Raw genomic sequence first — 14,260 nt, forward strand, 5'->3', positions numbered from 1 at the left:
GAAAATATATTAAGTTTGATCAATGAGAGACCGGTAAAACATTGTATAGTATTTTACACAGGATTATGGACTTGACTAAAATTCACGAAAAATTCATTATTTTTTGAAAAAAGAGAAAAAAGTATTGCTTTTTTAATAATTATTCATTAAAATCTTAAACAACTCAGAAAATACTAATTATTCTGAAAATTTCGATAAAGGGGTACGAAAAATGAAAAAGAAATGGACATTTAGCGTTGTTGCCTTATGTGGTCTAGTATTAGCCGGATGTTATGGCGGGGGCACAGATACAAAAAGTAGTGATTCAGCTAGTGGAGGATCAGCTAGTGGAGGCGGCGTTTTTAATTTAGTCGTACCTCAAGAAATGCCGACTGCTGATTTATCCTTAGCAACAGACACGATTAGTTTTACCGCATTGAACAATGTATATGAAGGGATTTATCGCTTAGACAAAGATAGTAAACCTCAGCCTGCTGGTGCGAGTGAATTAGCAGACGTCAGCGAAGATGGTTTAACTTATAAAATCAAATTACGTGAAGATGCAAAATGGTCAAATGGTGATCCAGTAACTGCAGCAGATTATGTTTATGGTTGGCAACGTACGGTAGATCCAGCAACTGCTTCTGAATATGCTTATCTATTTGCGCCAGTGGTAAATGCTGAAGATATCACGGCTGGCAAAAAAGACAAATCAGAGTTGGGGATCAAAGCTACTGGTGATTATGAATTAGAAATCACATTAACGAAACAAACACCTTACTTCCAGTATTTACTTGCATTCCCATCATTCTTCCCACAAAAACAATCAGTAGTGGAAAAAAATGGGGATTCTTATGCAACAACAAGTGACAAAGCTGTCTATAATGGTCCCTTTATTTTAGCAGATTTTGATGGACCAGGAACAGATACTGAATGGACTTACAAAAAAAATGATGATTACTGGGATAAAGACACTGTGAAATTGTCTGAAATCAAAGTAAGTGTTGTAAAAGAATCTTCAACAGCCTTGAATCTATTTAAAGATGGACAAGCAGATGACGTTATTCTTTCAGGTGAGTTAGCACAACAAAATGCAAATGATCCTTCATACACATCTGTAAAAGAAGCTCGTACAAGTTATATCGAATTCAATCAACGTGATGCAAAATCTCCATTCAAAAATGCAAACTTGCGAAAAGCTATTTCTTATTCGATTAACAGAGAGGCACTAGTGAAACAAGTATTAGGTGATGGTTCGGTGGCTTCAACTGGATTGATTCCAGCAGATATGTCAAAAAGTCCAGATTCAAATGAAGACTTTGCCAAAGAAGCAGGCGATTTAGTTACTTATGACAAAGAAAAAGCAAAAGAATACTGGGAAAAAGCGAAGAAAGAACTTGGCGTGGATTCTCTAGAATTTGAATTGATGGCTTCTGATGACGATGCAACGAAAAAAGTGATTGAGTATATCCAAAACTCGATCCAAGAAAATCTAGAAGGAGTGAAAGTAAAACCAACGCCTGTACCGTTCTCTGTTCGGATCGATCGCTCAGGAACAGGTGATTTCGATACTGTTCTAGGTGGTTGGGGTGCAGACTATGCTGATCCAAGTAGTTTTACTGACTTATTTACAACTGGAAACTCTTATAACCGCGGACAATGGAGCAACAAAGAATATGACGATGTAGTGAAAGCCGCAGCTTCACGTGATGCAGGAGATGAACAAGCTCGTTGGGATGATTTCCAAGAAGCAAATAAGATTATCACTGCTGATGATATGGGTGTTGTGCCTGTCTATCAAAAAGCAGAAGGGCACTTAGTCAACGAAAAAATCAAAGGTATCGTTCACCATGCTGCTGGCGCTTCATGGGATTATAAATGGACGTCTGTAGAAGAATAATCGATTGTTTTTGAAAAAATAGGCGAATCGGAGATTGAGACATGTGTCCCAATCTCCGTCTCCTTAACTAATGATTATTAGATACTTAAAGCACCAATGTAAGAATTAGCAATACGATAGAAAGAGCAAGCAAGATTCCGGCAATGATCAGCCAAAAGGTATACATACCATAGCTGGCAGACGAGAGTGAAGAAAATTCTGGTTTTTTCTTGCGGTTTCTTGTTCGGGCTAAATAGATGGATCGCTGAAAATGATCAAAGAAACCCGAGGAAAAAACCCATAAAAATCCGCCGATAATCAAAAACGGCAACGCACATAAAAATAAATCATTCGATAATTGAATAAGTGTTACTTGATGGTTCAGGCTATTCTTTATAATGATCAGAATAATCAATACGCCGGCAAGTGTATAGGGGAAATATTTTTTCTTCATTCATTTGCTCCTTTATCTTTGGTTCATTATTAATAATGTAGCGAAACATTTGTCAGAAGTCAAAAGCTAGGGGGAAATAGTAGTGAATAGTTATATAAAATATGTATTGAAACGTGTCTTTTTTATGGTCATCACGCTTTGGTTGATTGCAACGATTACTTTCTTTCTAATGCAATTATTACCAGGTACACCATACACAAACCAAGAACGTTTAAGTCCTGAAACCGTCGCAATGCTGAATAAACAGGTAGGTCTGGATAAACCAGTTATTGTCCAATATGGAATTTACCTTTCCAATTTATTACATGGCAATTTTGGGATCTCATTCCAATTTAAAAACCAACCAGTTTCACATTTGTTAGTTGGACGTGTTGGACCTTCTCTACAATTAGGACTACAGGCAATTATCTTCGGAACAGTGATTGGTACGATCCTGGGTACGATTTCCGCAATGAAGCAAAATACGTGGGCAGATACTTCTGCAACATTAGTCGCGATTTTAGGTCGTTCAATTCCTAACTTTGTTTTTGCAGTATTACTTCAATATATTTGTGCAATTAAATTACATGTATTACCGATTGCGAAATGGGATGGTTTCGCTTATACGATTTTACCAACCATTGCATTAGCTATGTCGCCGTTAGCGGATTCTGCTCGATTCATCCGAACTGAGATGGTTGAAGTGTTGCATAGTGATTATGTGGAATTAGCACGAGCAAAAGGATTGAGTCGTTGGGAGATTGCTTTCAAACATGGACTTCGTAACAGTCTGATTCCTTTGATGACACTCTTAGGACCATTAGCTGTTGGATTGATGACTGGATCGCTAGTAGTAGAAAACATCTTTGCGATTCCAGGGATTGGGGAACAATTTGTAAAATCGATCACGACGAATGATTATCCAACGATCATGGCAGTAACTATTCTTTATTCATTTATGTTGATTTTCGTTATTCTGGTAGTTGACTTACTTTATGGTTTAGTTGATCCAAGAATCCGAGTTTCTGAAGGGAGTCGAAGCTAAATGGAAATGATACCCAAAAAGTATGAAACAATTGCTGACATTCCTGCAGATGAGTTTCTACCGTTACAAAAAAATACTGAAGAAGAACGTGAGCAAATCACCACACCTTCATTGAACTTCATTCAAGATTCTTGGCGTCGTTTGAAAAAAAATAAAGCGGCAGTCGTTTCAATGATCTTATTAGCGATCATCATCTTGATATCGATCGTAACGATTTTTGTTTCACCCCATGATCCAACTGCACAAAATGTGGAATATATCAACTTGCCTCCGCGTATCCCAGGGATCGATATCAATGGGTTGAACGGAAAAGCCATGGTAGGTGGCGAATTAGTTGATAAATATGCACAAGCCAATGTTCCGACAAATACGAATTTCTTCTTAGGGACAGACGGTTTAGGTCGTGATGTATTGAGCCGTTTATTCATGGGCACACGTATTTCTTTATTGATTGCATTTATTGCAGCAATTTTAGATGTGACTATTGGAGTGGCTTATGGTTTAATCTCAGGACTATTAGGTGGCCGCGTGGACAATGCAATGCAACGTTTCTTAGAAATCCTTTCAGGTATTCCTAATTTAGTTGTGATGATTTTGATGCTCGTGGTGTTTGAACCAGGGATTTTCTCCATAGTAGCAGCAATGGCAATCACTAACTGGATTCCGATGGCACGGATCGTTCGTGCGCAAACAATGAAATTAAAAGACCAAGAATATGTACTAGCTGGAATGACATTAGGCGAGTCTAAATTGAAAATTGCTTTTAAACATATCTTACCTAATATCTCAAGTGTGATCATCATCCAAATGATGTTCAGTATTCCATCCGCTATTTTCTTTGAAGCTTTCTTAAGTTTCATCGGATTAGGGTTAACACCACCATCTGCCTCTTTAGGAACAATGCTTAGCGATGGCTACAAGACATTCTTGTATCTACCATATCTGCTATGGATTCCTGCGGCAACCTTATCGGTTATCATGATTGCCTTTAACTTACTAGCTGATGGCTTACGTGATGCCTTTGATCCTAAAATGAAAGAGTGAGTAATATGACGAAAATTCTAGAAGTAAAAAATTTAGAAATCTCATTTGATACGTATGCTGGAAAAGTCCAAGCAATCCGTGGCGTCAATTTTCATTTAAATAAAGGCGAAACATTGGCGATCGTAGGCGAATCCGGAAGTGGAAAGTCAGTCACGACTAGAAGTATCATGCGATTATTATCAAGCAACGCAAATATCGACTCTGGAGAAATCTTATTCAAAGGTGAAAATATCGTTGGCAAAACAGAAAAAGAAATGCAAAAGATTCGTGGGAAAGAAATTGCGATGATTTTCCAAGATCCAATGACTTCTCTTGATCCTACGATGACGATTGGCAAACAAGTTGCTGAATCTTTACGTAAGCATAACAAGGTCTCGAAGAAAGATGGTAAAAAAGCTGCATTAGACTTACTAAAATTAGTTGGGATTCCTGAAGCAGAAAGACGGATCAATAGCTATCCGCATCAATTCTCTGGTGGTCAACGTCAACGGATCGTTATTGCTATCGCTTTGATTTGTTATCCACAGATCCTGATTGCTGACGAACCAACTACTGCACTAGATGTAACGATCCAAGCACAGATCATCGAACTTCTAAAAGAGATCCAAACAAAAATAGATACATCGATCATTTTCATCACCCACGATCTAGGTGTCGTAGCAAATGTCGCTGACCGTGTAGCAGTGATGTATGGTGGGAAGATCATCGAAGTAGGTACCTCAGAAGAAATTTTTTATAATCCTCAACATCCTTATACATGGGGGTTATTGGGTTCTATGCCAACTTTGGATAGTACAAATGATCGCTTATATGCTATTCCAGGTTCACCACCGGATTTATTGAATCCACCAAAAGGGGATGCTTTCTATCCTCGGAATGAATATGCATTAAAAATCGATGCAGAACAAGAACCACCATTTTTTGAATTATCAAAAACGCACAAAGCAGCGACTTGGCTGTTAGCTCCTCAAGCGCCTAAGGTGAATCCACCTGAAGAAATCAAACGACGCTGGGCTATTTTCAAAGAGAAAAAACAAGTAAGCCAAGGGGGAATGATTGATGCAAAAGAAACTGCTCGAAGTTAAAGGATTAAAACAGTACTTCAACATTGGCAAGAAAAATGAAGTGCATGCAGTAAACGATATCAGTTTTCATATCTATGAAGGAGAAACCTTTGGATTAGTAGGGGAATCTGGGAGCGGTAAATCTACAACGGGTCGCACGATCATTCGCTTGAATGAACCAACAGGTGGCGAAGTTTTATTTGACGGGAAAGATGTCACGAAAATCAAGGGCAAAAAAGAAATGAGCCTGTTTCGTCATGAAGTCCAAATGATTTTCCAAGATCCATATGCTTCTTTGAATCCACGAATGAAAGTTCGAGATATCATTGCAGAAGGAATCGATGTCAATGGTTTAGCTAAAACACCAGAAGAACGTTCAAAAAAAGTAGATGAATTGTTAAAAACCGTCGGACTGAACCCTACACATGGTACCCGTTACCCACATGAATTTTCAGGTGGTCAACGTCAGCGGATCGGGATTGCACGAGCTTTGGCAATCGAACCACGCTTCATTATTTGTGATGAACCTATCTCAGCATTAGACGTTTCGATCCAGGCGCAAGTAGTCAATCTTTTACAAGATCTGCAAAAACAGCACCAATTAACTTATTTGTTCATCGCCCATGATTTGTCTATGGTAAAACATATCAGCGATCGGATCGGCGTGATGCACAATGGACGTTTATTGGAAATGGGAACTAGTGATGAAATCTATAACCATGGTGTGCATCCTTATACAGAAAGTCTGCTATCTGCCATTCCATTACCAGATCCTGATCATGAAAGACAACGCAAACGAATCAAATATCAATCGGAGCCAGATGATGGACAAGTGCGAGCATTAAGAGAGATTGCTCCTGAACATTTTGTCTATGCTACGGAACAAGAAGTACCTTATTATTCAAAAAAATTAAAACGGCAAAAGGAAGCCTTACTTGTCACCAATTAGGAGGTAAGTGCTTATGTTAAAAGCCTTTAAATTCCGAATTTACCCGACTGCTTCACAAAAAGAATGGTTCATCCAAAATTTTGGTTGTGTGCGTTTTACGTATAACCATTTGTTAAAAGCACGACAGGAAAGTTATGCGAGAACAGATGCCATCGATTATTCGATGACACCTGCAACATAAAAAAAAAAATACGTATTTTTAAAATCAGCAGATAGCTTAGCATTAGCAAATGCCCAATTAAATTTAGATCGCGCTTTTCGCAATTATTTCAAGGGGCGTGCTAGTTTCCCTAAACTGAAGAACAAAAAAAGTATGTGGCAGTCTTATACAACAAATAATCAAAAAGGAACGATTTATTTGGAAGATAAGTACTTGAAACTGCCGAAACAAAAAGAGCTGATCCAAGTGAGATTACATCGTCCAGTCGAAGGTGTTATACGGTCAGCGACGATTTCAGCACGGTATAATGAAAGTTTCTATGTTTCTTTACTTTGTGAAGTACAAATAGCGGGAGTACCAACTACTAATCGATGGCTAGGAGTAGCGTATGATCCAAAGAAATTGGTGGAAACTTCATCACCAGTTGAAGTACAAATGTCATTGTTCAGGCAAACGAGAGATAAGATGAAAGTTGCCAAGAGAAAACTGGTGATTAAAAGTAAAGCAGCTCAAAAAAGAAAAGCTCGTTTGGAAAATGCTAGAAATTATCAGAAACAAAAGAGAAAAGTAATGGATCTTTATCAGAAACAAAAATTACAAAAAGAAGATTACTTGGAAAGAGTATCTGGTAATTTGATCCGCAATTATGATTACTTATTTGTTGAAGCTTTTCCATCTGAACTTTCTTCAGCCGATTTTCAGTTGCAAGATTGGTATAAATTGATTAAAAAATTGCGATATAAAGCGCAGTGGTACAATAAAACATTGCTTTTTATCAATGTGAACCAGCAATTGAATGAACCACCTGACAAAAAAAGTATGGAGTTAGAAAAAATCGGTAAACAAGTGATTTTTGAATAATCGAACTGGTAGGGGTGCCAGGGATCGCCTTGCTAATAAAAAACATAACTTGTTTTTGTTTCTAGGAATTTTCTTTAAAGAAAAGCTCACTAATTATGATAAAACAAAAAGCAGAAAGAACAAAAGTGAGTCTTTTGTTCTTTCTGCTTTTTGTTTTATTCGTCATTCCCTGGCTTTAGCTGGTAGATTTTGGATGGGCGGCCAATACCAACAGGGCGTTCACCGATCTCATCGAAATATTGAAGCATTGCTTTTTTAAAATTAGAATGGTCGATCATTTTGAAATCGATGCCTAAGAATTTTGCAAAAACTTTTCTCGCTTCAGTAATCGTAAAATCTTTTCCTAAAACTTGGAGTACTTGGGGTTCGTGCTCCATTTTATTTACCACACGATTAAAGGCTTTGAGGATGATTTCGCTATGGTCAAATGCCAAAGTGTCTTTACCAGAGGACTCACCGGTCAGTAAATCCAAAGAAATAGCGACATCATCACTGGCTAGATGGATCTTGTTTCCTTGACGTTCCAATGTGAACCATTGGACTTCCTCTGCATCATCTCCAGCAATCAAAGGCTCTTCTCCAATAAATGCTAAATAACTAACAGTTACGACCCAGCCACGCGGATCGCGATTAGGTGTACTGAACGTATGGAGTTGTTCGATGTTTTCTTGGGAGATCACTACGCCAGTTTCTTCTTTGGTTTCTCGTAGTACACTTTCTCCTGTAGACTCATTTTTTTGTACGAATCCACCAGGTAGTGCCCATGAGTTGCGATAAGGATGTCCTTTTCTTTGAATGAGCAAGATTTTTAGTTGATCTTCTTCTTTGTTATAGCACATTAAGACAATATCGACAGTCAAAGAAGGCTTATCATACTCTGGCCGTTCTTGCTTTTGATACCAAGCAAGAAAATCAGCTTCACTTGCTTCATGTTCATAATATTGTTTTTCTTCTTCTTTAGAAGCAAACTGTTTCATTATATGTCCTCCTTCTAGCTCGATTGCAGGGTCCTTTTTACTTCATTGTAGCAGACTCTATCAGAAAACCAAAGATTTCCTATGGAAAAATAGCTGTTTAGTTACACATGGAATAAAAATGGCAGAATCAAATTAAATAGAAAGAACAGTAAGTAAAAAGGCAATATTTTTTGTTTTTCTTCTCGGATAGCAAAAAAACTACAAACAATGATATAGGCATCCAAGACAAAACGGAGTATTTGAGAAACCAACACGAAACTATTCAAATTTCCGTGGAGATTAAAATAGCCATACATGCGTACATAAAAATAGCTGAACAATAAATGCACAAGTGAAAGAATTGCGATACTGATAGTGAAATAAAGATGCTTTTTTTTCATCATGATTCCAACCTCTCTTGGTCAAATAGTTTATCTAAATGATATGAATGGTAGTAAATAGTGTAAAAGGTGTAGGGATTTTTACGAGAAAACATGGTATAAGTAAAGAACGCCCTTGATGTTCGATCGTAAAAAGTATGGATGCGAACCAACTAGTCAGGGCATGCAATGATCGCTGTTATTCCTAAGTGTTCATGCTAAGAGATTAATATTAGAACCCCGTACTTCAAATCGATACGCATGATCGAATGTTTTCAAAAAATTCAGTAAAGGTACGATTTATTAAATAGAAAAAGGGGTCTTTCCAAACCTTTTTTATTATAGCATGTTTTCAAATGAAAAAAATCGGTAGATGGGTTTCATTTGTTGCGAGCTAACGAAAAAATGGTAACAGTCTATTTGTTTTATGGTATACTAGCAAGGAAACGAATTCGCATCATGCGATAAAGGAGGAAGAGCCCCATGGCAGAAAAGGAAACTTTTTATATTACTACGCCAATCTATTATCCAAGTGGGAAACTTCATATTGGGAATTCTTATACTACAATTGCCTGTGATGCAGTTGCCCGCTATAAGCGATTGATGGGCTTTGATGTGTTTTATCTAACTGGGGTGGATGAACACGGTCAAAAAATAGAAAAAAAAGCAGCAGAATTAGGTGTGGAACCACAAGAATATGTGGATAAGATGGCTGCAGATGTCAAGAAATTATGGAAGACACTTGATATCAGCTACGATAAATTTATTCGTACAACAGATGATTATCACGTAGCAGCAGTCCAAAAAGTATTTGATCGTCTACTAGAAAAAGGAGATATCTATCTTGGTGAGTATCAAGGATGGTATTCTGTCTCCGATGAAGAATTCTTTACAGAAACGCAATTAGCAGAAGTCTATCGAGATGAAGAAGGCAACGTGATCGGTGGTAAAGCACCAAGTGGTCATGAAGTAGAACTAGTCAAAGAAGAATCTTATTTCTTCCGTATGAGTAAATACGCAGATCGTTTGCTTCAGTATTATGAAGAACATCCGGAATTTATTCAACCGGAATCTCGTAAAAACGAAATGATCAACAACTTCATCAAACCAGGTCTAGAAGACCTTGCAGTTTCAAGAACAACTTTCACTTGGGGTGTTCCAGTGAGAAACAATCCCAAACATGTGGTCTATGTATGGATCGATGCTCTAGTCAATTATATCACGGCGCTAGGCTATGGTTCAGACGATGATAGCTTGTTCCAAAAATACTGGCCAGCAGATGTTCATATGGTCGGAAAAGAAATCGTACGTTTCCATACGATCTATTGGCCAATCATGTTGATGGCCTTAGACTTGCCATTACCTAAAAAAGTCTTTGGACATGGCTGGTTATTGATGAAAGACGGTAAGATGTCTAAATCAAAAGGCAATGTCGTTTACCCAGAAATGTTGGTTGAGCGTTATGGCTTGGATGCATTACGTTATTACTTGTTACGTGAAGTACCATTTGGTTCTGATGGCGTATTCACACCAGAAGACTTTGTATCGCGCGTCAATTATGACTTAGCCAATGACTTGGGGAATCTCTTAAATCGTACGATTGCGATGATCAATAAATATTGTGATGGGGTCGTACCTGATTATGCTTCTTTGGTGACGCCATTTGATAGTGAATTATCTACAACTGCTGCGAATGTCGTTGGACGTTACCATGATGCAATGGAAAAAATGGAATTCAATACCGCTTTGGCTGAGATTTGGGTGTTGATTTCTCGTGCAAATAAATATATCGATGAAACAGAACCATGGGTATTAGCCAAAGATGAAGAAAAGAAAAAAGAATTGGATAGTGTGATGATCCATTTGGCAGAATCTCTACGTATCACAGCGATTCTGTTACAACCGATCATGACAGAAACACCAAGAAAAATCTTTACTCAATTAGGATTGGATCCTGAAATGATGAATCTTGAAGGACTACACTTCGGTGAATTTCCTTCTGGTACAAAAGTGGTCTCAAAAGGAACACCGATCTTCCCACGTTTAGATATGGAAGAAGAAGTCAGCTATATCAAAGGAAAAATGTCTGAAGGCACTCAGACAAATGAAGATACAGTGAAGTGGGATCCTGAAGAAACTGAACTAGTTTCTACGAAAGAAAAACAAATTAAATTTGATGTTTTTGAAAAAGTAGAATTGAAAGTAGCAGAAGTGATCAACTGTCAAAAAGTTGAAGGTGCAGATAAACTATTGCAATTCCGTTTAGACGCAGGCGATAGTCAAGATCGACAAATTTTATCTGGTATCGCAGAATTTTATCCTGATCCAAATGAATTGATAGGGAAAAAATTAGTGATTGTAGCGAATTTGAAACCACGTAAAATGCGTGGCCAAATCAGCCAAGGAATGATTCTTTCAGCGGAAGCACCAGACGGCTCTTTACAAGTAGTCGAAGCGCCTAAATCAATGCCAAATGGCTCGGAAATTGCTTAATAAAGAAAAAGTCCAGTACAAATGATTCGATGCTGGAAAGGAGGTTGAGACAAAAGTGTTTCACATCAAGAAATAAGAAGGGATTTTTCGAAAATTGTTTCTCAAATTTTTGGTGAATTTCGGCTTATTTTCCGAAGATGCGACGTTTGTCTCACCGTTTATCCGTTTTTAGAGAGACTAGAAGAGACTGAGACACGTGTTGTCTCAGTCTCTTTTTTGTTGTTTCTGAATTTTTTCATCCACTTATTTCTTTGGAACCAATTTATGGTGAATAGTACGTTGATAGAAATTCTAAGATGTTTCATGAAAGTCGATCTAGATCGTTGAAAAAAGGGTGTGTTATTTTCCAAAATCTTTCTTCTTTCCTATCAGAGAGATGAGCGATTGTTCTGAGAGCAGTAACTTAACAATACGGTCTTTAAGTATCCGTTCTTTTTATAGATTAATAAAGTTGTTATCCTGAATGGATGGATTATCCTAAAACCTGTTATTCCTGTTCTAAATGAATAAAGCAGCCCATTTTAATTATTGAATTGCTGAAAAAGTATAAAAAATAAGTCAAAGATATGCAAAATAATTTTTCCTATTTTTCGTATCTCTGACTTAAGAATAGTGATCGATCATGATTTGGGTAGAAGCTTGATTCTTCTTTTTAAACGTTTCGGCAAAAGGGCCGTCAGAAAAACAAAGGGTAGCGAGAAAAGATACCAAAAAATCGTTCTACCGATTCCATAACGTTGGTAAATTTTTGTCAGGAGAAGGTGGAGCACAAGCAAGCCAATGGCTAAGCTCCCAGTGAGAAACCAAATATTGTCCCAATTTCTCCAAACTCTTAGAAACATCGCAGCAATCGGATAGCCATAAAAAAAGAATCCTGTTAATGAGAGTCGCCAGTTTTTGGCTAATGTCCCCAGATTCAGTAAGAAAAAAATAGCGGACAAAACGATGCCGATTGGTGGGAATAAGCCTACCAAAAAAGCATAGATCGTGCCTAAAAAGATCATTCCTGGTCCTTTTAGTAAAGCAACGACCACTATAGAAGCAAGTAGTAAAAAGATTTGTTGGGTAAAAGTAGCAACAGTCAATAGTCCGAATAGGATCAAGGTAAGCCAATGCCAGCGAGAATGCAGTTGATTTTTTCTAGTAATTGGCTCTTTTTTTTCTAAAAAATCGGCTATTTTTGGATAGGAACGTCTAAAATCCATGAATTCTCCTCCTTTAGTATCGTACTCATTAGTATAACGAACATTTTGCTAGGATACCTCCGCCCAAAGAGGGATATTTACAGTAAAAATTTCTGAAAAGTAATGGTAAAGTGAAATATTCTCCGTTATACTGGAGGTTATACTAAAATCTAATCGAAAAAGGGGATGCGAATGAAAGGTAAGTTGAAACGTGAGATTAATTTATTCGGTGCATTAGCGACTGTAATGGGGACGGTTATCGGCGCAGGAGTTTTCTTTAAAACTGCAGCAGTGACCGCAAGTACACAGTCTACTAGTTTGACGTTATTGGTATGGTTACTAGGTGGATTTTTGACGATCTGTGCGGGGTTGACCGTAGCAGAACTTGCTACCGCGATTCCTGAAACTGGTGGTGCTGTAAAATATATCGAAGCATCCTATGGAAAATTGCCTAGTTTCTTACTTGGATGGTCACAAAGCTTGATTTATTTTCCAGCAAATATTGCTGCACTGTCCATCATCTTTGCTACACAATTGATCAATTTATTACAATTATCCACGAATTATTTACTAGTTATTGCTATTATCACAGCAATTTCGATCACAGCTCTGAATTTGCTTGGTACCAAAGTAGGAACGACTGTGCAATCTGCTACCTTAGTGATCAAGTTGATCCCACTTGCAGTTATCGTGATTTGGGGTTTGCTTACTCCTGGCAATGGCACTGTGCAATTATTACCGATTGAAGCAGGAAAAGATGTTTCATTTGCGCAAGGATTGAGTAGTGCGTTATTGGCAACATTGTTTGCTTATGATGGTTGGCTAGGTGTCGGCGCAATGGCTGGTGAGATGAAGCATCCAGAAAAGGACCTACCGAAAGCAATTATTTTGGGCTTGAGTTTTGTCACAGTCGTTTATCTATTGATCAACTATGTGTTCCTAAAAACACTGCCTATTGATCAAATTGCAGGGAATCTCAATGCTGCTTCAGATGCTTCTGGTGTTATTTTTGGTCAAATTGGCGGGAAAATCGTGACAATTGGTATCTTGATTTCTGTTTATGGTGCATTGAATGGCTATACGCTTACAGGGATACGCATTCCTTATGCGATGGCATTAGAAAATGAGCTACCTTTCAGCAACCAGCTGACAAAACTTTCAAAGAAATTTACAGTACCTTATACATCAGCTATCTTTCAGTTAGTGATTGCTTGTATCATGATGACAGTGGGTTCATTTGACTTATTAACAGATATGTTGATATTTGTGATGTGGTTGTTTAGCCTACTTATTTTTGTTGGAGTATTTGTTTTAAGGAAGAAACAACCTGATTTGCCTCGACCTTATAAAGTTCCTTTATATCCTGTTGTTCCTTTGATTGCGATCGTGGGAGCTGTCTTTATTTTGAGCATGACGTTATTCACTCAGACAGGGCTTGCGATGATTGGGATTGTCGTGACTTTATTAGGAATACCGGTTTATTTTTATAAAAACAAACACATATAGCTGAATAAAAGACTAGAATAGGAGTTTTCAGCTCCAAAAAAAGAAGGAGTTGCTTTTTGTTTCCACCGTTTGTCGTTAGTGATGTCGAGACAAAAGTCGTTTAGGTTTGAGAAATTGGAGAAAAAAACGAACAATACGCTTTTTGTATTGCTCGTTTTTTTTTTGAAATTTCCGAAAAACCTGATTTTTGGACGCCGTTTATTCGAGAGTTTGTAGAACACTAATTTTTAGATTTGTCCTTCATGTTTTTAGTCAAGTCCATAATCCTGTGTAAAATACTATACAATGTTTTACCGGTCTCTCATTGATCAAACTTAATATATTTTC

At 37.6% G+C, this 14,260-nt stretch carries 11 protein-coding genes and 1 pseudogene; 8 read left to right on the plus strand and 4 right to left on the minus strand.

The genetic code is table 11. The features are described 5' to 3' along the window. Nucleotides 1-211 precede the first annotated feature (211 nt). On the plus strand, nucleotides 212-1,879 hold the full coding sequence (locus tag DVW83_RS13085) for a peptide ABC transporter substrate-binding protein (RefSeq protein WP_104661851.1): 1,668 nt from the start codon (nucleotides 212-214) through the stop codon (nucleotides 1,877-1,879). A gap of 85 nt (nucleotides 1,880-1,964) precedes the next feature. Here DVW83_RS13085 and DVW83_RS13090 read toward each other — a convergent pair whose 3' ends face one another. Next, on the minus strand, nucleotides 1,965-2,312 hold the full coding sequence (locus tag DVW83_RS13090) for a DUF3899 domain-containing protein (RefSeq protein ID WP_104661850.1): 348 nt from the start codon (nucleotides 2,310-2,312) through the stop codon (nucleotides 1,965-1,967). 82 nt (nucleotides 2,313-2,394) lie between these two features. Here DVW83_RS13090 and opp3b point away from each other — a divergent pair, with 82 nt between their 5' ends. The 5 genes and pseudogenes from opp3b (at nucleotide 2,395) to DVW83_RS13115 (ending at nucleotide 7,414) form a co-directional block, all read left to right on the plus strand. Continuing rightward, nucleotides 2,395-3,336 carry an oligopeptide ABC transporter permease gene (gene opp3b / locus DVW83_RS13095; protein WP_104661849.1) on the plus strand — a complete coding sequence of 314 codons (942 nt, stop codon included), beginning with the start codon at nucleotides 2,395-2,397 and terminating at the stop codon, nucleotides 3,334-3,336. Then, nucleotides 3,337-4,380, plus strand: a complete 1,044-nt coding sequence (gene opp3C / locus DVW83_RS13100; RefSeq protein WP_104661848.1) for an oligopeptide ABC transporter permease — start codon at nucleotides 3,337-3,339, stop codon at nucleotides 4,378-4,380. 5 nt (nucleotides 4,381-4,385) lie between these two features. After that, on the plus strand, nucleotides 4,386-5,465 hold the full coding sequence (locus DVW83_RS13105; protein ID WP_104661847.1) for an ABC transporter ATP-binding protein: 1,080 nt from the start codon (nucleotides 4,386-4,388) through the stop codon (nucleotides 5,463-5,465). Beyond that, entirely contained in the window at nucleotides 5,440-6,393 is a 954-nt protein-coding gene (locus DVW83_RS13110) for an ABC transporter ATP-binding protein (protein ID WP_104661846.1), read from the plus strand. The genes DVW83_RS13105 and DVW83_RS13110 overlap by 26 nt, the downstream gene beginning before the upstream one ends. 13 nt (nucleotides 6,394-6,406) lie before the next feature. After that, a pseudogene (locus DVW83_RS13115) lies at nucleotides 6,407-7,414 on the plus strand (RNA-guided endonuclease TnpB family protein). Between the two features lie 155 nt (nucleotides 7,415-7,569). Here the strand turns inward: DVW83_RS13115 and DVW83_RS13120 are convergent. Together DVW83_RS13120 and DVW83_RS13125 are read right to left on the minus strand one after the other, a co-directional pair. After that, entirely contained in the window at nucleotides 7,570-8,391 is an 822-nt protein-coding gene (locus tag DVW83_RS13120) for an NUDIX domain-containing protein (protein ID WP_005880234.1), read from the minus strand. A gap of 101 nt (nucleotides 8,392-8,492) precedes the next feature. Continuing rightward, nucleotides 8,493-8,771, minus strand: coding sequence for a hypothetical protein (locus tag DVW83_RS13125; protein WP_104661857.1), 279 nt, complete (start codon nucleotides 8,769-8,771; stop codon nucleotides 8,493-8,495). Nucleotides 8,772-9,233: 462 nt separating this feature from the next. Between DVW83_RS13125 and metG the strand changes: the two genes are divergently transcribed. After that, nucleotides 9,234-11,243, plus strand: a complete 2,010-nt coding sequence (metG, locus tag DVW83_RS13130; protein ID WP_104661844.1) for a methionine--tRNA ligase — start codon at nucleotides 9,234-9,236, stop codon at nucleotides 11,241-11,243. A 620-nt stretch (nucleotides 11,244-11,863) separates the two neighbouring features. Here metG and DVW83_RS13135 read toward each other — a convergent pair. Then, nucleotides 11,864-12,448, minus strand: coding sequence for a hypothetical protein (locus tag DVW83_RS13135; protein ID WP_104661843.1), 585 nt, complete (start codon nucleotides 12,446-12,448; stop codon nucleotides 11,864-11,866). Nucleotides 12,449-12,619: 171 nt separating this feature from the next. Here DVW83_RS13135 and DVW83_RS13140 point away from each other — a divergent pair, with 171 nt between their 5' ends. Further along, entirely contained in the window at nucleotides 12,620-13,933 is a 1,314-nt protein-coding gene (locus DVW83_RS13140; protein ID WP_137239468.1) for an APC family permease, read from the plus strand. Nucleotides 13,934-14,260 lie beyond the last annotated feature (327 nt).

The organism is Enterococcus sp. VV15 (assembly GCF_005236045.1).
In the GTDB taxonomy this organism is placed as follows: domain Bacteria; phylum Bacillota; class Bacilli; order Lactobacillales; family Enterococcaceae; genus Enterococcus_B; species Enterococcus_B durans.

Excerpts from the sequence above, each read along its gene's own strand:
- DVW83_RS13125 (WP_104661857.1), bottom strand. The coding sequence starts at position 8,771 with ATGAAAAAAAAGCATCTTTATTTCACTATCAGTATCGCAATTCTTTCA.
- DVW83_RS13120 (WP_005880234.1), bottom strand. The coding sequence starts at position 8,391 with ATGAAACAGTTTGCTTCTAAAGAAGAAGAAAAACAATATTATGAACAT.
- opp3C (WP_104661848.1), top strand. The coding sequence starts at position 3,337 with ATGGAAATGATACCCAAAAAGTATGAAACAATTGCTGACATTCCTGCA.
- DVW83_RS13110 (WP_104661846.1), top strand. The coding sequence starts at position 5,440 with ATGCAAAAGAAACTGCTCGAAGTTAAAGGATTAAAACAGTACTTCAAC.
- DVW83_RS13135 (WP_104661843.1), bottom strand. The coding sequence starts at position 12,448 with ATGGATTTTAGACGTTCCTATCCAAAAATAGCCGATTTTTTAGAAAAA.
- metG (WP_104661844.1), top strand. The coding sequence starts at position 9,234 with ATGGCAGAAAAGGAAACTTTTTATATTACTACGCCAATCTATTATCCA.
- DVW83_RS13105 (WP_104661847.1), top strand. The coding sequence starts at position 4,386 with ATGACGAAAATTCTAGAAGTAAAAAATTTAGAAATCTCATTTGATACG.
- DVW83_RS13090 (WP_104661850.1), bottom strand. The coding sequence starts at position 2,312 with ATGAAGAAAAAATATTTCCCCTATACACTTGCCGGCGTATTGATTATT.
- DVW83_RS13140 (WP_137239468.1), top strand. The coding sequence starts at position 12,620 with ATGAAAGGTAAGTTGAAACGTGAGATTAATTTATTCGGTGCATTAGCG.
- DVW83_RS13085 (WP_104661851.1), top strand. The coding sequence starts at position 212 with ATGAAAAAGAAATGGACATTTAGCGTTGTTGCCTTATGTGGTCTAGTA.